The organism is Pseudoalteromonas piscicida (assembly GCF_002208135.1).
Classification (GTDB): domain Bacteria; phylum Pseudomonadota; class Gammaproteobacteria; order Enterobacterales; family Alteromonadaceae; genus Pseudoalteromonas; species Pseudoalteromonas piscicida_A.
This window is the reverse complement of the sequence record NZ_CP021646.1, coordinates 1,215,502-1,240,355: the sequence shown is the minus strand read 5'-3', so window position 1 is coordinate 1,240,355 and position 24,854 is coordinate 1,215,502. Positions and strand designations below refer to the sequence as shown.

Sequence of the window (24,854 nt, the reverse complement as noted above, 5' to 3'; positions counted from 1 at the left end):
AGCCATTTACAAACTTTCACATTGTTTTTTATACAAAAATTCACAACAAAAAATCAACTAACCCGCTTTAAAAATAAATTAATGAGAACGATTTTTATTTTTAAAAATAATACCCGTTGAGATTCATGCTTTTTCCAACACTCAAAGCGCTTACTTTGAACGACTCACATTAATTTCATTATTCACAATAAAAAGTTCCAGGGATAACCTTTTGGCAATAACTCCCCTCTTTTCAAGCACGCAAAAATATGATTAATATCGTTATGTTATAACATTTTTAAAATAATCATTTGTATCGCACAAATGATGGTTCTTTTCACATTCGTTTTTGCAGTTGGAATAACAAAATGACAAGGTCACTCCTGACAGTTAGCGTGCTTAGTAGCTTATATTCTTCACTTAGTGTTGCCGAACAATCCATTGAAACAATTGATGTGCATGGCACTCGCGCGCCTCTTTACAGCACGAGAGACGTGAACGCTTCGGCATTGGGGATGAAAGACCCGCAGCTTCTTCCTATTTCCATTCAATCATTTTCTGAAGAACTGATCAGCAATCAAAGAGTAAAAACGCTAGGCGAAGTGCTTGCCAACGATGCTTCTGTTCAAAATACCTCAATTGGTACGGTGTTCGACTTTGTGAGTCTGCGTGGCTTTCAACTAGATTGGACCAACGGTCTAAGACGCGACGGTTTAGCGCTTGCCCCCTACCAAGATGTACCGCTAGAGAATATTCAGCGCATTGATATCGTTAAAGGCCCGTCAAGTCTCGTATCAGGCTTTAACAACCCCGGCGGTACAATCAACTATGTGACAAAGCGCCCTACCATGGACGCCTTTTTGGATGTCACAACAGAAGTACGTAGCCGTGGAGGAAAGTACTTACACATCGACCTCGGTGGGCCAATTTCCGAAGAGCAAACGCTCGGTTATCGTATTAATGCCGCAGCAGAGAAAAACGGTGACTTTACCGGTGGTGATGACTTAGAGCGCTATTTCTTTAGTGCAGCACTAGATTGGCAAGTCTCAGACCGCCTATTTATCCGATTAGACGGCGATTACCAAGACAAAAGCACTGTATCACAGCCTTTGATAGGACTTGCCAGCGACCCCAATGATCCTGACCGTAAAATATTACCGCCCTATGTCGACACCAGTGATGTATTGCTCGGACAACCTTGGGCAAAGTATGAAACCGAGTCATATAACCTTGCCGCACGTGCTGATTTTTGGTTGAACGACACGTGGCAATGGGTAAACCAAGCTGCGCTTTCTGGTAATGATAGGTTTACCGTTTTTCCTGATATCTACTCGGTTGATACACAAGGCAATGTGCTGTCTGCCGCTATCCATATTACCCCAGACGAAACGTATGACACGCTCTCCGCACATAGTTTTATCAGCGGTCAGCTTACCACCGCTGCAATTGAACATGAGTTAGTCGTCGGCGTTAGTATTCGTGATTATGAGTCTAAGGATGGGCGTTGGTTTGAGTTAACCAACCCCGTTGGCAATATTTTCAATCCAATTCATAGCAATAAACCGCAGTTCCCTGATTATCCCAAACCAACCAAAACTGAAGCCTCTGAAAGCGCATTGTTTATCACAGATACCTTGCACTTTAACGATGTATTTTATGCCACCTTAGGGCTGCGTCATATTCAATACAAAAAAGAGCAAACTCTACCTGGCCAAACTAAAAGCACGCTAGACGACCGCACTTTTAACACTCCCATTATAGGTCTTAACTACAATCCTAGCGATCAGCTCGCGTTTTATGCCAGTTACTCAGAAGGCGCGGGGGAAGGCGGCGTTGCTGTCATCGGTAGCGGTGCAATAAACGAGGGCGAATCACTCGGCCCACAAGAAAGCGAACAAATTGAAGCCGGTATAAAATACCAAACGGACACCATGAACTACTCGATAGCCGTTTTCGAAATAGAAAAAATGTTGGAGTACCACAATCACATTACTAACTATTTCGTGCAAGACGGTGTCCAGTCACATAAAGGTATTGAGCTCAATGCCAGTGGTTCATTTACTCACGGCCTTGCAACCGTAGCATCCATCACCTTGATGGACCCCAGCTTAAATAAGCTTGACGGCGAGCCCGCGCTTAATGGCAACACCCCAGCCAATGTGCCAGAATTTCAAGCGAATCTCTATGTCGACTATCAGCTGCCATTTTGGGAGGCATTAAGCATCAATGCAGGTATTTTCCATGTTGGTGAACGCGAACAAAACGTCAATAACACCCTACAGCTACCAGCCTACACACGCTTCGATTTAGGCGCGAAATACCACTTTACTGACATTAACACCACGCTACGACTCAAGGCCGAAAACCTGTTCGACAAAGAATATTGGCTATCTGGCGGTGCCAAAGGCATAGATTGGGGAGTCGCGCCTGGTCGTGGCCGCACCTTTATCGCCTCATTAAGCGTGAGCTTTTAAGGATAATTCATGACTACACCTGTTATTCAAATCAATAACCTGCAAAAGCGCTTTGGTGAATACCAAGCATTACAGGGACTAAGCTTGAGCGTACATCAAGGTGAAATTCTAGCGCTGCTAGGCCCAAATGGAGCGGGTAAAACCACCACGATTAATTGCTTACTGGGCTTTTTACAACCGGATGCCGGGGAAATCACCATCGCTGGAATTAATCCACAGCATGACGTAGTAACGGCAAGGCAGCAACTGGCTTATATTCCTGAGCAAGTCGCGCTCTATCCGCGACTTAGCGGACTTGAGAATCTCGCGTATTTCACCAAAATGGCCAGCGTAGAAAAGACCGACGAAGCCTTTCGCACACTGCTCAGTGAAGTAAAACTACCAAGTCACGCTGTAGACAAACCCGTTGCAACCTATTCAAAAGGGATGCGACAAAAAGTGGGCATAGCTATTGCCCTTGCAAAGCAAGCCAAGGCATTGATCTTAGATGAGCCTACATCAGGTCTTGATCCTTCAGCCAGCCATGAATTTAGCCAGCTTATTCAGTCATTAGCAAAGCAAGGTGTCGCGATTTTAATGGCGACCCACGACTTATACCGTGCTCAAGAAGATGCCCATCGCGTGGCAATTATCAATCAAGGGCAATTAGTCGATACCTTAGTCTATGAACAACTGCAAGAAGTCCAACTTGAATCCGTTTACCTCAAACATATCAAGGTGGGTGTCTGATGTTTCAAACGACATTAAAAAAGGAATGGCTCGATACCAAGCGGCAGGGACAAGCGCTTTGGCTTGGAGGCATTGCAGTATTGCTGCTCTTGCTTGCCTGCTTGACCGGTTTTAAAAGCCACCAAAGCTATCAGCAAGCCGTTACTGAGGTGTCTCAATCAGAGCAATTACGCTGGTTAAATCAAGGTGAAAAAGGCCCCCATTCCGCCGCCCACTACGGTATTTACGTGGTCAAACCCACTACCCCACTGGCCGCACTCGACGCGGGATTACAAGCATATCAAGGGAATGTGTTGAGACTTGAGGCTCATATTCGTAACGATAGTATGTTTCGAAGTGCGCAAGATAACTTGCCGATGTCACGCTTTGGCAGCTTATCACCCGCCTTTGTGCTGCAAGTATTACTGCCGCTATTGATTATATTAATTGGCTACCCACTACTTGCCCGAGAGCGTGAGCAAGGCACCTTAAAACAACTACTCGCATCGGGCGCAAGCCCAGCTAAGTTGTTTATCGCCAAATGTGCGCTGCTTTTTGCTATTTCTTGCTTATTTTTATTGCCTGTTGCGCTTTTTTTACTTTATAGCCAAGTAACAAGCACGGAGCCTCATACACTCAGAAGTGGGTTATTTTTACTGTTTTATTTAGTTTACTTATTACTTTGGTCGTTACTCACCACCACGCTTTCAAGTTTACTCCCAACGGCAAGGCGCGCATTGATCACGCTATTAACCATTTGGGCCTTTACAACGCTTTTACTGCCAAAACTGGCGATGAATATCGCGACCACCATTCACCCGCAAGGTTCAGGTCAAGCGTTTCAAGCAAAGCTTGAAAGTGAGGTTTATACCGATGCACGAGTTGAAGCCATCGCAAAGTTCAAACAGCAAACATTGACTCAATATGGTGTCAGCAATGTGGAAGACTTACCTTTTGATTATGCCGGAGCACAACTCCAATTTGGTGAACAATACGCTGATAAAATTTTTGACCGCTTATTTTCAGCGCGTTTAGCTCAACTAGAAGCGCAATCACAAAGCTATCAACTTGCTGGGATGCTAACGCCGTTTATCGCGATACAAACGCTGTCGATGGCCATCGCTGCCAGCGACTTTACCCACCAGCAAGCATTTGAGAATGCGGCAGAGCAGCACCGCCGCCTGATGCAAGAGGTGCTTAACTTTAATCAAAGAGATCACGGTCACAAGGCGGACGGACATTACACCGCGGGCGAGGAATTATGGCAGCAGATCCCAAAGTTCGCATTCCAATACCCCAATTTCATTCGTTACCTGCCTCACTACGTTATCAGCCTGTTTAGCCTGAGCTTTTGGCTAATCGCTCTGGTGTTATTGAGTTTCTTCGCGATTAAAAAGCTGCGTTTGGAGGAGCAAAGATGAAACGTTTAATGTTAGCGACTGAGTTTAAAAACCTCTGGCGAGAAAAGCTCGTACTCGCGCTGTTCTTGACCACCAGCGTGCTCGCGCTAGTGGCATTTCTTAACGCCCATTACTTTGCTAAAAAACAGCATGACGCGGTACTTGCCGCGCAGCAAATGCAGCAACAGGCCATCCAAGATGCCAAAGCTGGATTACCCGAAAGGCTCGCCAGTACAGCAGACTATAAGTGGTGGGAAGACCCATACGACCTGCGCGGGCAGGCTTTTTACTTAATGCAAAATTACGCCACCAAAACCCCGCTTGCAACGTCGCCAATCGCAACAGGGCAAGCCGACGTATTACCTTACTATTTTAAAATGCTAATCAAAGAGAAACAGCACATCGTTCATCAATATGACTATGTTCACCCGCTATCTCTGTTGTTAGGCCAGTTCGATTTAAGTTTTGTGATTGTCTACTTACTGCCATTGCTCATTATTGGCATTTGCTTTAATGCCTTGGCAAGTGAACGCCAAGGTGGGCAACTAAGACTACTGATGCTTCAAGGAGGCAGTGCGACCCGCCTTCTGACCTATCAATTATTGCTGCGAAGCGCGTTAATTGTGCTGCCATTTTTAAGTATTAGTAGCCTGCTTTTAATAACAATACGAGAGCAGCTAGGGGTGATTGAACTGCTGAGTTATAACCTTATCGCACTATGTTATTGTGGCTTTTGGATTGCCTTAACCGCTTGGGTAAATAGCAGAGCGAAAAGTGCTGCAAACAACGCAGCTACCTTAGTCACCTGTTGGCTTGCCTTGGTGATTGTGGTTCCAGCTTTGGTCAATACCAGCATCGCTTTACTCGACCCAACCCCTTCACGAATTCACTATATAGATAGCCTGCGTTCCGCCAGCGACGAAGCCCAAAAAGCGAGTGAAAAAACTTTAGCTCAGTATTTTCAAGATCATCCAGAGCTTGCAAAAAATGGCAATGGTGCCAGCGATTACGCCACCAAAAAAATCGCTACGATTAATTCTGTTGAACGCGCAATGGCAGCCCAAGATGGGCGATTTTTAACAGCGCAACAAGCACAGCAACATAATGCGCAAAAGCTACAATATCTCTCCCCCGCACTCATCGCACAAACACTGTTGGTTGATTTAGCGGGCAATGGTCTAGCACGTCATCACGCCTTTATGGCAGAAGTTGAAGCTCATCATCAAGCCCTACAAGGTTTCTTTGCCAGCGAAATTGCCAAAGCCAATCAAAGAGGCGATTTTGCACCTTGTGAGGGTTGTAGCGCAAAACCAACGCTTACGGATCTTGCGGATATTCCTCAATTTAGCAGCGACTTTGCCACACCAGTGAACAGCTTTGCACCACTAATCTGGTTGCTGCTACTTGCCGTTGGCCTACTCTTTATAGCAAAGCGCCGCGTCAACAAGTTAGACAGTGCGAGTAACAAAGAGGTGTTAGTCATATGAGTGACGCATTTGTTGCAAAATTGCATCCGCAAACACAAAGCCTGCTAACGGAGCACCACGCCAAGTTATTTGAATGGGCAGCGGCATTGGGAGCACCGCTACATTTAGTGTTTCCTCAGCGTTTTGCGGAAAATATCGAAACCCTGCAAGCCAACTTTATAAAGCTCGGGCTTGAGCATGAGATTTATTTTGCGAAAAAAGCTAATAAAGCCCAATGCTTTACTCAAGTCGCGTCTAATCACGATATAGGAATAGACGTGGCTAGTGTGCAAGAGTTTGAACTTGCCCTAAGCGGTGGTATCCAAGGTGTAAAGATTGGTGTTTCTGGTCCGCATAAATCAGATGCACTGCTTAGCTTAGCGCTTGTACATCAAGCGCTGATCGCCATTGACTCAAGTGCTGAGTTAATCTCGGTCATTACACTGGCCCGCCGGCGAAAGCGCCCTGCACGGGTGCTACTGCGTTTACAAACACAACCAACTAAAGCCTCACGCTTTGGCAGTTCACTGTGCCAGCTTACGCCGCTATTAGCCCAGTGCCGAGAATACCACGAGTGGGTAAGCTTAGAAGGATTTAGCTGCCACTTAAGCGGATACTGCCCACAAGCACGTGGCCAGAGCATCCATACTTTAATCGATGCGATAGACGAGGCTAGGCAAATAGGACTGTCGCCATCAAAAGTGAATATTGGCGGTGGCCTGCCCGTCTCCTATCTACAAAATGAGCAGTGGCAACAAGCCTTGGACTTTGAATGCTTTTTTGCAGGTAAAACCTTTGCAGGATTTTACCCCTACTATAATGAGCAAAGCCCTGCGGACACCTTACACGCTATTTTGGCAGTGAAGAACGCACATGGGCAAAATGCATTAGCGGCATTACGTCAAAGGAGCCTTACACTGATGCTTGAACCTGGGCGCGCATTGCTCGATGAGGCTGGCATTAGCTTGTTTAAAGTGCAAGGGACAAAGCCACACCTAGGCACATCAGACTGTCATATCGCTACGCTTTCTGGTTCAAGTCTATCGTTATCAGAGCAGTGGTTTGAAAGTGAATACTTACCGAACCCGCTGTTACTCTCAGCACATTCAAACCGCAAACAAGGAGCGTATCGCGTGGCCTTTGGCGGCGCAACCTGCCTAGATAGCGACATGGTAAGCTGGCGGTTTATCCCTCTGTCGCAACTACCGCGGCGCGATGATCTAATGGTTTATCTCAACACCGCTGGATATCAGATGGATTCAAATGAATCCGAATTTCACTCTGTGCCATTACCACGAAAAATCGCCGTAACCTGGGAGAACAACATACTTTCCTGGCAACTACTTAGCTAAAAAACACCCAACAACACAACGTAAAGGAGCCTATTTATGAACATAAATGCGCAGCATTCGCTCGCCTCGACATTACACCTAACCCCCTATTTAAGGGTTTCACAAAGCATTGGTAATACCCCGCTAATGCAGTTTTTAAGCCTACCAAACGGTAGCAAACTGTATCTTAAGCTTGAGCAGTTTAACCCTACCGGTAGCGCTAAGATCCGAATGGCGAAGTCTATGTTAGATGAAGCAGAAGCCAGCGGCCAACTGAAGCCGGGCGGCTGGGTCGTTGAGTCAACCTCCGGCAATACCGGCGTGGGTCTTGCACTGCTTGCAGCGGAGCGTGGCTATCGCTTTACCGCTCTTGTGGATAACCATGCGGCAAAAGAGAAAATCAGTAATATGAAAGCTTTTGGCGCGGAAGTGATCTGCGTTAGCGAAGCCGGAGACGACAGCTTATCGACTGATATTCGCGATGCAATGGCCGCAAAGCTGGCAAAAGAGCAAGGCGCATTTTGGACCGCCCAGCACAATAATTTTGCCAATAGCCGTGGTTATACAGGACTTGCGCAAGAAATCTTTTATGAACTTGGTGAACACATTACCCACCTTGTCGGCGCGGTTGGCACAGGTGGATCGCTATGCGGCACTACAAGAGCTCTGCGCGACTTAGGTTGTCATCAACTCACAACGATTGGGGTTGAACCAGTGGGTTCTGTGATCTTCGGTGGACCAGGACTGAATTATCATCAATCAGGAACGGGGACGCCGGAAGGCGCTGAGATAGGTCCTGTAATTGAGTATGAGCTCATCGACAAAGGCGTGAAGGTATCTGACAAACAAGCGTTTAATACCGCCAGATACCTTGCCAAGCACTACGCCCTAATGGTCGGTGGCTCGGCAGGTGGGGTTATATACGAAGCGCTACAGGCGTTAAAAACCGCCCCCGCCGATAGCTTATTTGTGGTGCTCGTTTGTGACGGTGGTGAGAAGTATCTCGATACGGTATTCAATGATGATTGGATGGCAAAGCACGACCTTATCGATATTAACATCGAGCAGGAGCTTGATGAGCTCTTAACGCAATATAAACCAACCGCGAGCGCCTAACCATGACTCAACAAACTGTTCTGCCGATACTAAACGAAGCCCGACTGGCGCAACTTGATTTTCCTTACAGTAAAGTCATCGAGGTGGTGGAAAATGCCTTTCGCTCACTGCATCACCCCGACTCCGCCAACCCACTTAAAGTGATTATGACACCACAAGATGGCCGCTCCATCGCCTATAGTATGGCTGGCCGAGATGCAGCTAGTAATACCGTTGGCTTTAAAGTGGTCTACGAATACGACCCTGACAGAAGCCGTAACCAATATCAGTTTTACTCTTTTATCTTCCTTTGCGATGATGCCACAGGCCACCCTGTGGCCCTAATGGATGTAAAAGAGCTGGGCCCCATGCGCACGTCAGCCACCTCGGCCTTGTTTGCAAAGTATGCCGTTCATTCAGAAGCCAAAAATGCGCTGGTTGTGGGCACAGGCGTTCAGGGACAAATCGCTTTACCCATGCTCGTCACGGCATTACCACAACTCACACACTTAACCGTCCACGGCAGCTATCAAACGGGTTTGGAAGCGGTTCAGCAAAAACTAAAAGATCATCATCGACAGCGACATGTTGCGGTATCACAAGACTTAGAAGCTTCAGTAAGGCAAGCTGACGTGATCCTTGCCGTTACTGGGTTATCCGCCAAAGAAAACATTAAATATGAATGGTTGAAACCCGGCGCAGTGGTGATTTTGGTTGGCTATGGAATCGAAAAATCAGTGCTACACCGAGCTGATAGGTTGCTCACAACGGATGCAGAACAAATGAAGGTCACCGGAGACGATTTATTAGACGAGTACGGCAAGCTACCCGCCGTTGATGCGACATTGACTGAAATACTAAATGGTGAGAAGCCGGCACGCACCCACCCTGATGAAATTATTTTTGTCTATAACAGCGGCATGATCATTACTGACGTGGCGCTCGGACGAGCCGTTGCAGACTTTGCCATCACACAGGAAAACGTGGAGGAAGTAACACTATGGTAGCTTCAGCGCGCACCGATATTTTTAAAGTAAGCCAGCTCGCAGGGCCGCTTATTCTGACCAATCTGCTCTACGTGGCAATTGCAACGATAGATCTCATCATGCTCGGGATGTTGAGCCCATTAGAGCTGGCTGCTGGTGGCCTCGCCATTGGTATTTTTAATCAATTTAGAACCATGGGAACGGGCGTGGTGACAGCAACAGGCAATTTGGTGTCTGATGCGATCGGCAAGAATAAGCGAGATCAGATCACCTCTCTTTTTAACGCCAGCATGCTTATTGGGACATTTTTAGGCCTAGTATTCGCCGCCATAATGTTTGCCATGGGACCTTTCTTAAGATTTATTGGTACATCCGAGTCGATTGCCAATTTGACGACCCAATATTTAACCGTTGTCGCGTTGGGCTTATTACCCTGTTTTTGGTTTCAAAGCGTACGGCATTTTAGTGTTGGATTGAAAAGGCCAGGGCCATTGATGTTAATTACGGGTGTGTCTGTTGTCCTCACCATCGTGCTCAATTATGGCCTGATTTTTGGTCAATTTGGTCTACCACAACTCGGCTTTGTTGGGGTTGCAGCCGCCACGTGCATCGTGCTGTATTTATCGTTTTTACTGTTTGTACTATTTGCCAAGCGCGATGACGTACTCAGCCCCTACCTCACTATAAAGTTTTGGCAAACCGACCGTGAAGCACTTAGTAAAACATGGAAAATGGGCGTGCCAATTGGCGCAACTTACGGACTTGAAGCTGGTTTTTTCACCGTGCTTGCGCTATTTGTGGCAACACTCGGTGTGAATGCCTTAGCCGCCCACAACGTGGTAAGCCAAATGGTGTACATCGTATTTATGGTATCTGCCGGCATTTCATCTGCTTGTTCTATTTACATCAGTGAAGCCAACGCTGCGGAGGACTTTCATCATGCAAAACGCATCGGCAATTTGGGTATTATTTGCGGTGCTGCGGTCATGTCTGTTTTCGCCTTAATCTATTTATTCACACCCGAATTTGTGCTGCTGCCATTTTTAAGTGCAGAAGAATTACAAAATTCCGACGTCGTTGTTATCGCCATAGAACTACTCGTTATTGCCGCCTTTTTGCAGTTTTTTGATGCATGGCAAAATATCGGACTCGGTATCTTGCGTGGACTTGGCGATGTTAAAAGCACCCTAATGCTGTCGTTAATTGGCTATTGGTGTATTGGTCTTCCCGGTGCGTGGTTATTTCAACAATTTTTTGGTTTGGGGATTTTGGGCGTTTGGTACGCCTTAATGTTAGGCCTTGCGGTCACAGCGCTATCTGAGATTTGGCTTTTTAATCATAGGGCTAACCGTTTGCTTGAGCCCACATCACTCAAGGAGCAAAATGCATGACAACGACAATGTTAAACCCAGCTCGCAAAGAAGTTGTTGCTCTGCCACCCTATGGTGCGGGGCAAACCATTGAGCAAGTAACAGCGCGCAATCTCCACCCCAATATGATAAACCTCTCGGTGAATGAAAACCCTTTAGGGCCAAGTCCCGTAGCGCTTGATGCTTTTAAAGCGCAGCTGCATACCGCTAGCTGCTATCCAGACAGCCAATGCACAGAGCTAAGTGAGTGCCTATCCACTAAACTTCACGTTACTAGAGAGCAAATAGTACTCGGCAATGGCTCTGAGGATGTACTCTCAATGCTCTGCAAAGCCTTTCTCAGTCAAGGCGACAAAGTGTTAGTGGCCAAGCCTACCTTTGCGCTGCATGGGATATATGCCAATATGATGGGGGCAAAGGTACTGGAGGTGCCGATGCAAAGCGATTTGTCCTATCGAATTGATGATTGGCTCGATGCTATCGCACGCCATCCAGACTTAAAAATGCTGATGCTTGCTAACCCGTCCAACCCTGTAGGTTGTACGTTTGATGCCAATAATTTGCAGCGCCTTATTGATGCCTGTCCGCTCAATACGATTATCGTCATTGATGAAGCATACTGCGAGTACGCACAAGGCCATGAACAGTTTACTGACAGCTTAGCGCTACTTCAAACACAGCCTCGTCCCTACGCGGTATTACGGACTTTTTCCAAAGCCTATGGTCTTGCAGGGCTTAGAGTGGGCTATGGCGTAATGGCAAATGCACAATTGGCGGATTATCTGCACCGCGTGCGTACACCTTACAATGTAAATCGACTAGCGCAGCTTGCAGCGATCGCAGTACTACAAGATCCTTCTTATTTGGCAGACACGGTCACGCAAACGAATCGCGAGAGAGAAAAACTCAGCGCCGCAATCACTGAGCTGGGTTATTTTGTCGCGCCAAGTCTAGCCAATTTTTTATTTATTGATGTTAAGCAGCCGTCTGCGCATGTCGCATCTTTGCTGCTGCAACAAGGAATTATGATAAAACCTTGGTTAGAACCAGGTTTTGATCATTTTGTAAGAGTGACCATAGGACTTCCAGAGCAAAACCGTAGAGTGCTAGAAGCCTTTAAACGGTTGTAAGTATCGCCCTCTGCGAGGGCCTTTTACGCACAAATTGCCTGCTGATTCAAATGGTAAAGCACTTGGCTGTCGGCCTTGTGGGTAAATAAGGTCGACTTTTCTGGAAAATACTTGCCTGCTTTGGCGGCAGTAAAGATGTCTTCAATGTGAGGATCGCGACAGATGGCAGTTACAACATGAGGGTCATCACTCAGTTCAACTTTATTGTTAGACCAGAGCTCCTCAAACGCTGGTAGTGCCTGCAGTGCTCTGCGCAACTGGGTCTGAATAAGATAAGAATCGCTTTTCACGTGTTGAAGAGCAAAACACAAAGCAACTTCTGCCACCCAAATAGTATAATCGGCCTCAGCCTCCGAGCATTCACAGATATCAAAATCGCTAAGGTGCTGTTTGAATTTAGTAACATCTACAGCTTGTGTATAGGATGCCTGCACTGCAAAGCTCGTCACCACTGCTTCTTGCTGTGGGACTAACCATGCCATCATCCGAGATTGAGGCGCATGACGTTGGCTTGCGGCAAACATCCTGTGATGTCCATCTGCAATTAGCCATTGCTGGTGCATTGAGATCTGCTGTCTGAATTCTTGTAGCACGCGGGGATTTTCAACAGCATAGAGCCGATGAGTACACTCACCGCAATCACTGTACCACTGCGCAGTTTCAACACACTCTGCTTGCCATCGCACCTCGTCCAAGTTAAGTCTTCCGATCAAAAGACAAGGGGGTAAAAGTAACTTCTCGAGCTGAACGCGCTTTTTCAACGCCATTGCATGGGAAACCGAAACTGACTCGTGAGGCAAAATTGCTTGCTCAGGTAACGCTGAAACGTCGAACTCGGTCAAAAGACCTGTAACCAAAATACCACCTTGTTCCACTTGGTAAAGATGGAGTGGTTCATTCGTTGTAATTATCATAAAGTAAACCTCGCACCATTTTAGATACAATATAACATACCAAAATTTAAGTAACATCAAGTTTACATGACAATCTATACTTCGCTAAGTGTTGCTATTTCTTTGCTTCAACAGAAAAGCTCAACCCTACCTTCAATAAATTGAAGGTGACTGAATCAAACTCTTTGATTAAAAAATGGGTTTTAACACTGCAACAAACCGTGATAATTCCGGTTGTAAACAACCAGCATCCTTGCCACTCTCAATAATAATCAATTCATATTGCCTATCGTTGTAAGCAACTATGAATTATTTGTTTTGAGGCTTATTAAGCCCCCTGATTGATTCTATCGGCTTTTTGCCATCACTTCCTCAATCCACTCAACATAGCGAGAGATTCTTACTTGATAGGACTTCCCACCATAAAGACCGTGTTTAAACTGCTGTAAATCGCCTTCAACATAATCCCAACTAAATAGCCCTGCTAGCTCAGGCTTGCCGTCCACCATCATTATTAAAGGGCCGCCACTATCGCCAGAACCATCAATTCCTTCTAGCGGTAAAGCTTTATCGCCGTCATCAAGCGTCATTGAAAGCCAATTTCCCTCAACGTTATCAATCCGATTTTCCATTTTCCGTAACACTTTTTCTCGCTTGGTTTCGTAAATAGAACCATTTTTCCCATCACCTGTTGACCCTCGACCAAAAGCCGTCACAGTGCTTCCAAGCTCTTCAGTTCCACGATACAGTTCGATTGGATCAACTTGGGTCACTTTCTCAGCTAGCTTGATTAATGCGATGTCGCTGGTCGATTTGTTAAATTCCATTAATGGTTTAGCGTCGCCTTTAAACAGTTTACTGTCGGGCTTTCTCGCATTTTCATGGATTATGACTTCTTCGATGATAAAGGGTTTACCATGGATCTGAATTTCTTTTCCTCTATAGTCAGAAAAAATAAGGTGTGCGACCGTCACTATCCAATTCGGATTAATCAAAACACCATGACCTTCGCCCGGCATATCAATTAAAAACTCTGGCGCCTGATCTACAAGATATTGTGTGTTTGAAACATCGTGGCGAGTAACAATAGCCATGCTAGGTAAACTAAGACCGAGCAACGACAAAGCACAAATTACCCTTTTCATAAATGTCCTTGTTTGGGATTGAGATAAAAAATGATGTAGTAAGTTTGCTTTAACTTACTGAATTTTTTGTAATACCCCAACCTTAAACATGTAACAAAAATTGTTCAGTGCTAAAAGGAACTGTTGAGATAACTCTCTTTTTACATTACAGGTTTGGTGACAACACAAGCTGATAATCATCAAAGTGTACTTCAGCCTGTTTTTGATGTTGAACCGTAACACTAGGGGAAGCGACAAGTACTTGACCCTCGGTAGATAAACTGTAAATCTCGGTCACTATTTTCACTTGGTTTTCTTGTTCAACGGTTGAAGTAAGACGAATTTTTAGCTTATCTGAAAAAACAAACTCGCTGAATGCGCCTTCTTCATTCAAAACCTGAACATCAGCCAGCGTTTGTCCTTGAGAGGTTAGCATAAGGTCAACCATCACGGGTTTAGCTGAAGCCGTTAAGGTAAAAATACTGGCTGCCATCACTGCAGTGCCTGCAAGAAATGCGGCAGCTTTGCGTTTTAATTTGGTGCCTTTCGACTTTGGCTGATGTTGAATTTCCATCACGTTAAGCTCATATACCGCAGCAAGTGCTTTTATCGACTCGAGCGATGCCGCTCCTGACTTTTCGATGCGTTGTATCGTTCGCAGGCTTAACCCAGAAACCTGTGCCAATTCAGATTGACTCCATGCCCGTTCTACTCTTTTCAATTTTATAAGTTGTTTGTTTATTTGCATTTCCATAATTGATCTCCTCTATATTGTTGATAAAACTATAACAGGAGATCTCCCTTAATATTGCGTCATCTAGGCGTCAAGGATATGCCAACACTATGACATACATAGATAAATTTATTGGGAAGAACAAACTTACTGATATTTTAAGTGCTAGACATCCACCGCCAGCGCTAATTTCTCAATGCCGTATGTCGGCAACCAACGTTTGTATTCAACAAAACCGTATTTTTGGTAGAGTGCAATAGCGGGCGCGTTTGCCGTTGCAGTTTCTACAATCACCTTTTCGACATCAAACTCCGACATCGCAAAACGTAGTAGTTCACCCGCGATCCCTTTGCGAAAATAATTGGGATCAACGGTCAGGCTATCTATTTCAAGCGTTTTCTCAAAAATGACAATTTCAATGACTGCGGCAAGATTTTGATTTTCGAAATATCCGTAAAAGTGGCTTGTTGCACTACTTATCTCTTCTACAGTCCGAGATAAAGGCGGAAAATAACTCGCCCCAATTAACTCTGCTTCTATTTTGTATGAGCGTTGAAACACATTGGAAATCCCTCTCGCCACCGACGCATCGCGATTGTTTAATTTTTGGATCATATATTCCGCTCCCCAAGCGTTCTTACAACTGTACCAGTTGGTAATCAAAAAAGTACCAATCTATTGGTCAAAACACAACGCAACCAGTTGAAAAATTTCCAAGTTTCATGGAAATACGATATAAATGGCTCAGGATCATTGCTTTTATTAATACCAAGGAGGTGCCCTATGTCCTTAGCCAAACACACACTCGATTTATCACTAACGGATAAAGTGTGGTTCAAATATGTGTCTCTAAAAAAAAATGAATTGAACGATGACTCTCGCGTGTCTCTCAAATCTATCGCCGCGCTGAGCATGCTTTCCGGTGGCGCTGAGTTTTTATTTGCATTACTCGTCTTTGCCTTGGCTATCACAGCATCTTTTATTGATGGTGAGTACCCACGCTATATTGCTTTTCCTGCTTGTTTAATCGCATTTTTAATTATCTTTTTCACTAAACGAGTCATGCTGTACAAAAAATTTGGCTTTGGCTCTCAATGGGTCATGGATGTGTCGAAAAGCCAATTGACCATTTCGCCCAAAGCAATAAAAACAAAGGTAAGCGGCACGCAAAAAATTGCCAGAGAAGACATTTCCGAAATCATCTTTCATTACCTACTATTAAAAGACCGAAAAGGCGGAAGAATAAAAACCACAGCCAATTTATGCTTTGCTGAAATCTTATTAAAAGATGGTACAAAAGTAGAGCTCAATGGTACTCGGATCGGCTTTTTTGACTTACTCTACTTGCTTATATTTTTTGACTATCCCTTAGTTTATCGAAATACGTCTGCGGGCGGCAGCTCTGATATTGCCATCATTTTACTGAGACTACTCTCTCTTTCTGCCATTGCCGCCGGTCTTGCTAAGCTTGCGCTGAATTAAAAAGATTCGCGCTTATTCTCGTTTAAATTGTGCAATAAGCGCTTCTCCTCTATTGCCATTAATTTTCTCAATAGCCTCGAGCATTTCAATGATCCGTTGACGGTCAAACGGGTTAGTGATGGTATTGCCCACATCGTCAACGATGGCTTCTAAGTAATTAAATAAACTTTCCGTCGCTTGTTGATCCGCACTTGAGCGAAACAGTATATTTTTAAACGCTTCCAACACATTAACCATGACATAGCCGTCTGTCTTTGCATAGTTTCTTATCGGAGTAAAATTATCATGCAGTAATTCATCAAAAGACGCTTCGTGGATATATAAAAGAGGCTCATTTTTAGCGTGTTTAAAGGAGTAGTTCACATCGCAAATATCCAAACGTTGGATAAGTAAAATACTCAGCATATCAATCGCCTTTACCGCAGTACCGGGATCATTAATCCCTGGGCTCATGGCTTTGACCGCAATCTCCGAGATTTGTGTTAAACCATAGCGATAATGGTCGCTGATGTACTCTTCAACATAAAAAATAAAACAGCTAAGTAACGCATCATGTAGCGCCTCATCTTCACTGAGATCCTTATTACACTTAAGAAACGGGTAGCCTTTAACGGTAAAAAATCCTTGTTTAACAGCAATATATATTTTTAAGTCATGTTGCTCGCACAACGCACACAGTTTGTCACTGTGTACTCCCTTAAAATACCCCTCTTCTGTGCTGGGTAAATTATGCCAACTCGAGAAGTCTGGAAAGCCATCAAAAGGCTGCTCTTGCTGTTTGGTGATAATATTCTTCATCTCATTTTTAGTGTTATTAAACAGGTCATTTAGCACATTATCGACCTGTATGGCGCGGGAGATTGAATGGATAAAAAACACAAAAAAGCCTAAAGAGACCAATCCAAACACCAGCGAAAATAAAACCCCTAACGCCGGGATCCCAGTTTCACCATTGCCCACGCCACGAATGTTTATCAGCATAATGATGGCATAAATGATACTACCGAGATAAAAACCCAATACTAACTGGTGCGACTTTCTGGTGATAAGGCCCGGCAGTACTCTAGGTGACAACCCAGCACTGGCATTATTCAGCACAATCATCACCATTGAAAAACTAAATACCGTCAATGAGATGATACTCCCCACAAGCGTGCTTAAAATGGTTCGTGCGTTCTCTTCACTGTCGACCAGTACAATCGCAATAAGCTCTTTAAAGTTGCTGATAGGAGCTGCATATTCAAGTGCTGTGGTTATGAGCGCGAAAATAAAAAATGCAACTGCAAGTAAGGAGGGATAGAAACCGATACTACTTATCAGTTCGCGATAATTTTCGGCTAACTTGCGAGGTGTGAACATTGCTATCCTTACACTTTGAGAGTCTGGTTATATAGCCTAGCAAGACTTGAGCAATAGAGTAAGTATTTTAGGAAGTTAGCTTCGAAGGGTTAGCAGAACTAACCCTAAAAATTTACTTGCGATTAAGCAATAATCAAGAAGCCAACAAAGGCAATAGCAGCCGCAATCAACGCATAAGGTAGTTGAGTGATGGCGTGACTGACTAAATTACAATCTGAGCCTTGGGCTGCCAATACCGTAGAATCCGAGTAGAAACACGCCTGACTACCAAATGATGATGCCGACAACAACGCGCCTATCACCAGAGGAATATTAGCATCGACAGCAACGGCCAAAGGCATCACGATAGGAATAGTCACAGCGAAGATCCCCCAACTAGAGCCAGTTGCAAAGGCCAAAATAGCCATAGATAAAAACACCATCGCAGGCAGTAAACCAGCTGTCATATAAGGACTCAGTGCATTTATCACATATTGTGGCAATAGCAGTTGATCGCACACATCCTTAAAGATAAATGCGGCGATAACCGTTCCTATCGCAGGTAGCATGCATTTAAAACCATTGATCATTTGCTCAAGCATGTCTGCAAGCGGCATCAACCTTTGCACCATATAAAATGGGATAGTCACTGCCAAAGTCGCCAACAAGCCTTTCCATACATCAATATCAAAGTACACCGTAAACGCCACCAGCAAACCAATAGGCACCAAAAAGTTAACCAGTTTGCCTTGAGTGTCGGCTTGTTCGAACTCTTGCTCAATGGCTTTTGCAGCATAGTGATCCGGTGTATGTACTTCTTCCAAATCAACTTGCTCAAGCGCGGGATGTCCTTGTTTAGCTGCAAGTTCTGCTTTTTTCATTGGGCCAAACAGAGGCACAATACCAAATATCACCAGTGGTACCATAATTACGGCCACCCAAGCATACAGCATGTAAGGAATGGCCTGAATATACGTGCTGATCCCCTGTCCTTCTCCCGCGACACCGTTATCAACCAGCAAACCGCCAAAGAACACTGCCCAAGTCGAAAGTGGTACTAAAACACAGATAGGTGCAGCGGTTGAATCCACTACATAAGCAAGCATTTCCCTAGAAATCTTAAACTTATCGGTAACGCGACGCATCGTCTCACCAACCGTCAGCGCATTAAGATAGTCATCAATAAAAATAATCACACCTAAAAAATAGGTCATAAGCAAAGACGACTTTGGCCCTTTTGCCATTTTCAGTGCATTACGGCCAAATGCTAAGGCACCGCCGGTGTGCACTAGCAGCGCTATCAAGGCACCAAACGTACCACATACCAGAATAAGCCAGCCGATGGTTTCATCGCCCATCACTTTTAGCGAAGCATCAGCAAAATTTGCCAATACGGTGGCTGGGTCTAACAATGCGAGTCCTACCAGCGCCCCCAAAACAAGGGACAAGATAGGACGACGTAAGATAATTGCAAGCGTCAATACGACGACTGGGGGAATGATGCTAATTGCACTTGGCTCAGCCATGCGAATTTCCCAAATCAAAGGAATTTGAGCAGCGGAAAAAAGGGACGCAAAGTCGGCTATAAACAGCGGTTGATGCAGTCTTATCCGTTTCCCAAATTCAGAACAAAAGGTTAATACCAATTTGTTTGATTAAGTGAGCTATTGTGAGGCTAGAAAATCTTGGCGATAACTAGGCAAAAATTTTGCTATTTAGTTGTTCTAAATGAGAAATTTTTAACGCCGTCAGCGTCGGATTTACTCCCTCAAATGGATCAAGTATCAAGTAAAATTGGTATCAAGTCACAGGCACTTAATGCATGTGAGGATCTGCCTAATATTGGGTTGACGAGTTGACTGTATGGCCCTCATTGAAACATCGCGGAGAAAATATACAGAATTTGATTTTGCGTCAATTTATTTTTTGTCTAATGCTAGTTTTGCCATGTGCTTATTTACTTGTTCTAGCTCTTCTGCAGTCAATTCAGCGTAGCGCCTAGGGTAAGACCATCCGTACCCCCAACGAAATGGCGTAGGTAAATAAGGGAGCCCACCGAGTCGCACACCCGCTAACATCAAGGTCGCCACTTCTTCTTGACCTACCGCAGCAACACATTTTTGTAAGGCAATGTCGGCATTTTCGCGCTCAATAGCGGTACCACCTTTCCAGTAGGCAAGATCGTGTGCCGTGCAACAACTCAACCACAGTTCATTTTGCGCCAAAGTACCATCAGGAAATACACTACAGCCATCGCTTGTGAATGGCTTTAATTCACCGGCACTGCCGTGACTAGCTGCAAACAGCAGCGAGAATATAATTATTATTTTTTTAATCATCGTAAATTACCGTATGGCTACTTTCATGACTTCCAACCTTAGCTGGCGCACCTTACACTTTCATTTCCATCAGCTGCGCATCTTCACCATAACTTTTGCATACCTTAATTGGCTTTGGGACAAAGCCTAGTTTCAACCAAAACCCCACGCTATTTTGTACAGCCACAAGCCGAATGCGACAGTACCCCATTTGGGTCGCCAACTCAACTAAGCGTTTAATCATCAAGGCACCAATCCCCTGCCCTGATAAGGCTTGTGAAACAACTAGGTCATGTAGAAACAACGACGAACTTAGCGGTTGTGCAGAAGTAATACCAATTTGCTGAATTAAGTGATCTATTTTGAGGCAAGAAAATCTTGTCGATAACAAGGCAAAGATTTTGCTATTTAGTTGTTCTAAATAAGGAATTTTTAACGCAGTTAGCGTCAGATTTGCTCCTTCAAATTGAGCAAGTATTTAGACAGATTGGTATAATGTAAACAAACTCGGCGGCTTTTCATCGTACCAAGGGTGCGCCAGTAAATAGGCATTCACGGCTCGATGTTGTTTAAAAACAAAACAACTCTTTGGCGAGCGCATCCATTTACTTTTTAGAATATCCACAGTTTCCGGCGCAACATCATGATACGCCTGATTTTGTAGCGTTAAGATCTCAGACCACGACGCATCTTCGATAGAGTAAAAAGTCATAATTTACTCACGTACAGCACAGAGGTTAATTGCATCCTATACACCACCATTTTGGCCTTCTTGAAATATAAGAGTGAGATTTGGGTTCAAGGGTTTTACGACTATTGGCATCAAAAACGCCGAGCACTAATGCAATGACAGGCGCGTCATCTATTGCACCTAATGTGCTACCACAATCAGGGCAAAAAGCGCGCGATGAATAATCCGATGAACGCCACACCTTAGGAGCACCGCCAGGCCCATCCCAGCTTATCTCTTCACTTGCGAACTCTACCCATGCAACGGTTAGTGCACCGCTATGTCTTTGGCACATGTTACATGAGCAAGTATGAGGGTTACGAGGGACGCCAATCGCGGTAAAACGGATCTGCCCACATAAACATCCTCCAACAAAATTGACAGCCATCCTTGTGTTTCCTTAGTATTTCACCATTATCCTAAATTAAGTACGATAGTAAATTACCGTGCCTATTAAAGTTTCAAGTGAAACACAAAACTGGACACTAAGCCACTGAATTTGTGAAGAATTAGGTAATTCCCACTTAGTTACGCACTGTTACCATCAAAGTTATCGTGGGGCTCGCCGGCAAGTTCATACTTCAATACTCCAAGCTCCTGATAATAATGCAGGATATCGATAAAAGATTCGTATTCTCTTTGCGGTGAAACCGTCAACGCAAAGCGCCCATCACCAAATTGCTCGCTCTCCACGCCAGATAGAGTAAGCTCTTGAAGTAGCTCTATGTTTTTGGCATTTTCCAACTCGTTTGTAAAGCAGACCCGCAAAGAGTGGTACTCACTTCGAGCCACAACCTCGATTGCGTCTAAAGAACCTTCGGTATCTGGTGCAACCAAAACGTGGTCATCATAGTTAACACCAAAAGCAAAAAGCGGTGCACCTTTTATCTGATAAATGTTATCGCCTACTGCCATAGCAACAATAAATTCTTCAGCACATCCTTGGAGGTGGTTTTTAAAAGTAAACCGTACTTTGTCAGCAACTACATCATTCATATGGATACAAACCGCCTTTACATGGACTGATCTCGTTTTATCTAACCGACCGTAAGTCCAACAAATAAAAGTTACCCCAATTACAATGTGTTACTTGTATATGGGCTTAGATTGCCAACATGATGCAGTAGCGAAACTGAAGAGAAAATTAAGCGACGACCTATAGAAAACAAAGTGGTTAATCACTAGCTAATTTTAGCTTTGAGATTGACTGCGTGATATTTCTTTTTATGATTTTCTGTTCAATATATAAAGAGACTCCCACTCCTATCATAGCGGTGAAAAGCATCACTAACCAAAAGGACAAACTGTCGTAAGCCAATAATCCAGAAACGGCAAGGTAGACGTTAAACGGTATCACAATAAACAATACACCAAGCGCTTTGAACAGCTCATTTAAGGTTGCTGAGTCTGCTTTCGCAGCTGTAATTACTTCATGCAATATCTGATCGTCTATCGGTTCGATATCTTTGAAATTATTCCTTATCCATCGTAAGTAATCCAATTTACCTTTGCCTCCAAATTTCGATTTTAGATATAGTATGCTCGGTACGTAAACAACTTAGGAACAGGCGCATTGAGACTCAAAGTATCGTGCTAGCGTTTACTCCAGAGCACATCAATTTCTTTACCGTGTTTAACACACTCTAGCTTCACCGTCACTTTGGTACCATTTTGTGCCTGAGGAAAAGTGCGCGTACATTGCAATACATAATGGGCGAAAAAGCGGTTATAGAATCCATGTTCGCCCATGTCATCAAAAAGATTAAATGCTTGTTCAAGCACAGAATAATTCCCTTCTTGGTGATAAGCGAGATTAAGTTGCGCAAAGCCATCGCATAGGTTTTTAATGTCCTGCAAAATCCGCGGATGCAACTCGACTATTCCTGCAAGAGTTTGGAATTTGCTCGCACCTAACCTGCGCCAATCCCGCTCTTTGCCTGCAAGTTTTCGACATCCCTTTGCTTTGAGATATTGATATGTCGCCAGAGCCACTTCATTGTGAGAGTTAAGTTGCGAATTTAACAATGCCTCAAAAATCGCATCATATAATTTCACTCGATTTTCTATAGTTGCCCGCTCAGGTAGTATTTTATGATTAATGGGTATTGCAGCAGCAAGTGAGGTGGCCAGTCTTCGACTATCAAACTGACCTAATAAAGGTAGTAACTGAACAAACGCGTTATGGTCAAGGTGTAAGGACTTAACGACTCGCACATTATCAGCATCTTTGAGTATCTCGCTCAGCCGGTGTTTTCTACCCTCAGAGTCAAACTCTGGGATCATACCCCATACCGATAAATCATCGACCAAGTGGTCTAGCTCGTTACTGGTCACACTCACCTCTTGCTGTTCATGTACGAGCGTCAGACCCAACGTAAACTCGCGTAGCTTAGGCGGCGTTGATGTTGAAAAGGCCGCCATCTGTGCATCAAAGCTGAGATAGTAATGACATTTATCGCCATTAATATCATCTTGATAACCACGCATCCCAAGCGTAGCCAGTTGCACTCTATTTAGCTTGTCTCTCGTTTCAATGGTTTTAAATGAATAGCTGTTACGGCTCATGGCCGACCAAGCACCAAAGCCTAAATTGAACCCATAGGCTTGCTTGATTTCAGTACTGGTTTGAAAGAAGAAGCGCTCTATCTCGATTTCATCTTGGTAACTAGGCTGAGTGATAGTACCAACCCGCCCAAATAACGCATCAAGATGCACCTGCTCTAGGCCTTTGGTGGTTAACCTCGCCTCAAGCAGCGATTGATGACTGGATAAACGCGTGTATTCAAACTTAACACTTAACTCGGCTTTTAGCTTTGCAGCTGTTTCAATATTTGCTAACACTGTTTTTTTAATGGTCAGCAGCTCGCTTTGAAGTCGTTCTAAACTGTCCGTTAGTGGATCAAGCTGTAAGCGATCTTTTAATCTTAAGATCAGGTCATTTTGCGCTTCATCGGGAGAGTCTGTTGCAACGAGTGAGAGGATTTCTTCAACCTTATCCAAAGGTGCATTGAATATCCCTGTCAAAATACTCGAATAAGCTTGCTTAAATCCGGCTTGGTCGGCAAATTTGGCGTTCACTCCCCCAGTGATTGTTAAAGCGGTATTCGACAATGTTGATTTTTTAATTGCGAGGAAAGTATGGTGTGGTTTATCCAAGCGTTTAGAAAAGACAACACGAAAGCCACCACGGATCTCGATATTAAGGTCCGCACTCAAAGCCGAATCAAGGTTAATATCAAGTAATTCTCCTTGATCCAACCAGCGGCTAAACATATCGAGATTTTGCGCAATTATATCTGACCACCTAAAATTGGCGCTCACCGTTAACGCCCCTGCCGTTTCCATCATTAATGCATTGTTAGGTGCAAGTGACTTAACATCCTCAACATCGAAAATAACCGGCATAGTTGCAAGGTCGCGACCTAAGGCAAGACCCACAGCTTCATGTGGTTGATGGCAAAGGTAGGCTGCTAGTTTACATTGTGCCTGCCCATCCGTATTGATCCCAAGCAGCTCCGCTTTGAAAGCACCGGAGAGATCAAAGTCAATGTGTGTGCTGTATTTTATCCAGCACACCTCATCACTGTAGGTAAGTGTTGTGGTAGGTTCGAGATCTGCATTAACCTCATTTTGCTCACCAATAATACCGTCTTCATCGATGACAGTGCTCGCGTTGATAAGCTCTACCTTAGTGTTACCAGTAACACTTGCGGTTATCCCCTCCAATGCGAAGCTATGGCTTTCTACTATTTCCCCGCGCCAAGGTAACAAATCACCATGATAGTCTTTAAGTGGTGTGAGGGTAGTCTCAACAAGCGTTTGTAAGCCCGCCATATTCAGTTCAATCGTCATCGAACTTCCTTTTCATTTAAAGTGGAATTATCTAACCTAAGCTCCGATTAACTATAGCTGTAATTTAACCCTGAGAGGATAATTTTAGACCAATAATCCCAATCATTATCAACAGTAAACTGAGTAGCTTAAGTGATGACAACGGTTCTTTAAAATAGACAAAGCCAACAATAATCGACCCTAGCATACCAATGCCAACCCAGACAGAATAAGCAACGCTAAGCGGTAAAGTTCGTAGTGCAACACTGAGAAAGTAGAAACTTGCGGCCATCGCCACTAAAGTAATAATTGAGGGAACAGGCTTCGTAAAACCGTTGGTAAATTTCAAACCAATAGCCCAAACGACTTCCAATAAACCTGCAAAAGCAAGTAGCAACCAGCTCATGACAACTCCAAAATGGGGTCGTCCCCGCCAGTAAAAGAAAGCTCTGCAGGTCGTCCACCA

At 44.4% G+C, this 24,854-nt stretch carries 24 protein-coding genes; 10 read left to right on the top strand and 14 right to left on the bottom strand.

The window, feature by feature from the left end; all coding sequences use genetic code 11:
• The first annotated feature begins 347 nt into the window (after window positions 1–347).
• From B1L02_RS05900 to hisC, 9 genes are read left to right on the top strand one after another with little or no spacing between them, the layout of a single operon-like run.
• Complete coding sequence (locus B1L02_RS05900; RefSeq protein ID WP_088530285.1) at window positions 348–2,453, top strand: TonB-dependent siderophore receptor; 2,106 nt, start codon at window positions 348–350, stop codon at window positions 2,451–2,453.
• Window positions 2,454–2,462: 9 nt separating this feature from the next.
• Window positions 2,463–3,182 (top strand): ABC transporter ATP-binding protein, encoded by a 720-nt coding sequence (locus B1L02_RS05895; protein ID WP_088530284.1) that lies wholly within the window; start codon window positions 2,463–2,465, stop codon window positions 3,180–3,182.
• Window positions 3,182–4,582 carry a DUF3526 domain-containing protein gene (locus tag B1L02_RS05890; RefSeq protein ID WP_088530283.1) on the top strand — a complete coding sequence of 467 codons (1,401 nt, stop codon included), beginning with the start codon at window positions 3,182–3,184 and terminating at the stop codon, window positions 4,580–4,582. Before B1L02_RS05895 ends, B1L02_RS05890 begins: the two co-directional genes overlap by 1 nt.
• On the top strand, window positions 4,579–6,048 hold the full coding sequence (locus B1L02_RS05885) for a DUF3526 domain-containing protein (protein ID WP_088530282.1): 1,470 nt from the start codon (window positions 4,579–4,581) through the stop codon (window positions 6,046–6,048). The genes B1L02_RS05890 and B1L02_RS05885 overlap by 4 nt, the downstream gene beginning before the upstream one ends.
• A complete protein-coding gene (locus B1L02_RS05880) occupies window positions 6,045–7,379 on the top strand; it encodes an alanine racemase (RefSeq protein WP_088530281.1) in 1,335 nt (444 codons plus the stop codon). The genes B1L02_RS05885 and B1L02_RS05880 overlap by 4 nt, the downstream gene beginning before the upstream one ends.
• A gap of 36 nt (window positions 7,380–7,415) precedes the next feature.
• A complete protein-coding gene (locus B1L02_RS05875; RefSeq protein ID WP_088530280.1) occupies window positions 7,416–8,474 on the top strand; it encodes a cysteine synthase family protein in 1,059 nt (352 codons plus the stop codon).
• A gap of 2 nt (window positions 8,475–8,476) precedes the next feature.
• Window positions 8,477–9,460 (top strand): ornithine cyclodeaminase, encoded by a 984-nt coding sequence (locus B1L02_RS05870; protein ID WP_088530279.1) that lies wholly within the window; start codon window positions 8,477–8,479, stop codon window positions 9,458–9,460.
• Window positions 9,454–10,830: an MATE family efflux transporter gene (locus B1L02_RS05865; protein WP_088530278.1), complete on the top strand. Its 1,377-nt coding sequence runs from the start codon at window positions 9,454–9,456 to the stop codon at window positions 10,828–10,830. Before B1L02_RS05870 ends, B1L02_RS05865 begins: the two co-directional genes overlap by 7 nt.
• Window positions 10,827–11,939: a histidinol-phosphate transaminase gene (gene hisC / locus B1L02_RS05860; RefSeq protein ID WP_088530277.1), complete on the top strand. Its 1,113-nt coding sequence runs from the start codon at window positions 10,827–10,829 to the stop codon at window positions 11,937–11,939. The genes B1L02_RS05865 and hisC overlap by 4 nt, the downstream gene beginning before the upstream one ends.
• Window positions 11,940–11,962: 23 nt before the next feature.
• On the opposite strand, the gene B1L02_RS05855 is transcribed toward hisC, so the two are convergent.
• The 4 genes from B1L02_RS05855 to B1L02_RS05840 all read right to left on the bottom strand — a co-directional run bounded on the left by B1L02_RS05855 (window position 11,963) and on the right by B1L02_RS05840 (window position 15,304).
• The gene (locus B1L02_RS05855) at window positions 11,963–12,910 is read right to left on the bottom strand and encodes a DUF1015 family protein (RefSeq protein WP_335682197.1); all 948 of its coding nucleotides are present in this window, start codon (window positions 12,908–12,910) and stop codon (window positions 11,963–11,965) included.
• Between the two features lie 269 nt (window positions 12,911–13,179).
• Window positions 13,180–13,977 (bottom strand): trypsin-like serine protease, encoded by a 798-nt coding sequence (locus B1L02_RS05850; RefSeq protein WP_088530275.1) that lies wholly within the window; start codon window positions 13,975–13,977, stop codon window positions 13,180–13,182.
• Window positions 13,978–14,122: 145 nt separating this feature from the next.
• Window positions 14,123–14,710 (bottom strand): helix-turn-helix transcriptional regulator, encoded by a 588-nt coding sequence (locus B1L02_RS05845; RefSeq protein WP_088530274.1) that lies wholly within the window; start codon window positions 14,708–14,710, stop codon window positions 14,123–14,125.
• Window positions 14,711–14,854: 144 nt separating this feature from the next.
• Entirely contained in the window at window positions 14,855–15,304 is a 450-nt protein-coding gene (locus B1L02_RS05840) for a GNAT family N-acetyltransferase (RefSeq protein WP_088530273.1), read from the bottom strand.
• A 168-nt stretch (window positions 15,305–15,472) separates the two neighbouring features.
• On the opposite strand from B1L02_RS05840, the gene B1L02_RS05835 reads away from it, so the two are divergent.
• Window positions 15,473–16,171: a hypothetical protein gene (locus B1L02_RS05835; RefSeq protein WP_088530272.1), complete on the top strand. Its 699-nt coding sequence runs from the start codon at window positions 15,473–15,475 to the stop codon at window positions 16,169–16,171.
• Between the two features lie 12 nt (window positions 16,172–16,183).
• On the opposite strand, the gene B1L02_RS05830 is transcribed toward B1L02_RS05835, so the two are convergent.
• From B1L02_RS05830 to B1L02_RS05785, 10 genes are all read right to left on the bottom strand, one after another.
• Window positions 16,184–17,530, bottom strand: coding sequence for a DUF2254 domain-containing protein (locus B1L02_RS05830; protein ID WP_088530271.1), 1,347 nt, complete (start codon window positions 17,528–17,530; stop codon window positions 16,184–16,186).
• A gap of 122 nt (window positions 17,531–17,652) precedes the next feature.
• Window positions 17,653–19,035 carry a Na+/H+ antiporter NhaC family protein gene (locus tag B1L02_RS05825; protein WP_088530270.1) on the bottom strand — a complete coding sequence of 461 codons (1,383 nt, stop codon included), beginning with the start codon at window positions 19,033–19,035 and terminating at the stop codon, window positions 17,653–17,655.
• A gap of 393 nt (window positions 19,036–19,428) precedes the next feature.
• Window positions 19,429–19,848, bottom strand: a complete 420-nt coding sequence (locus B1L02_RS05820; RefSeq protein WP_088530269.1) for a hypothetical protein — start codon at window positions 19,846–19,848, stop codon at window positions 19,429–19,431.
• 52 nt (window positions 19,849–19,900) lie between these two features.
• Window positions 19,901–20,218, bottom strand: coding sequence for a GNAT family N-acetyltransferase (locus B1L02_RS05815; RefSeq protein WP_223191908.1), 318 nt, complete (start codon window positions 20,216–20,218; stop codon window positions 19,901–19,903).
• Window positions 20,219–20,305: 87 nt separating this feature from the next.
• A complete protein-coding gene (locus B1L02_RS05810; protein ID WP_223191909.1) occupies window positions 20,306–20,539 on the bottom strand; it encodes a hypothetical protein in 234 nt (77 codons plus the stop codon).
• Window positions 20,540–20,564: 25 nt separating this feature from the next.
• A complete protein-coding gene (locus B1L02_RS05805; protein WP_088530268.1) occupies window positions 20,565–20,945 on the bottom strand; it encodes a GFA family protein in 381 nt (126 codons plus the stop codon).
• 140 nt (window positions 20,946–21,085) lie between these two features.
• Entirely contained in the window at window positions 21,086–21,553 is a 468-nt protein-coding gene (locus B1L02_RS05800) for a DUF4265 domain-containing protein (protein WP_088530267.1), read from the bottom strand.
• 178 nt (window positions 21,554–21,731) lie between these two features.
• Window positions 21,732–22,058, bottom strand: coding sequence for a hypothetical protein (locus B1L02_RS05795; RefSeq protein WP_088530266.1), 327 nt, complete (start codon window positions 22,056–22,058; stop codon window positions 21,732–21,734).
• 92 nt (window positions 22,059–22,150) lie between these two features.
• Window positions 22,151–24,409 (bottom strand): hypothetical protein, encoded by a 2,259-nt coding sequence (locus B1L02_RS05790; RefSeq protein ID WP_088530265.1) that lies wholly within the window; start codon window positions 24,407–24,409, stop codon window positions 22,151–22,153.
• Between the two features lie 64 nt (window positions 24,410–24,473).
• On the bottom strand, window positions 24,474–24,794 hold the full coding sequence (locus tag B1L02_RS05785; protein WP_088530264.1) for a DMT family transporter: 321 nt from the start codon (window positions 24,792–24,794) through the stop codon (window positions 24,474–24,476).
• Between the last annotated feature and the right edge of the window lie 60 nt (window positions 24,795–24,854).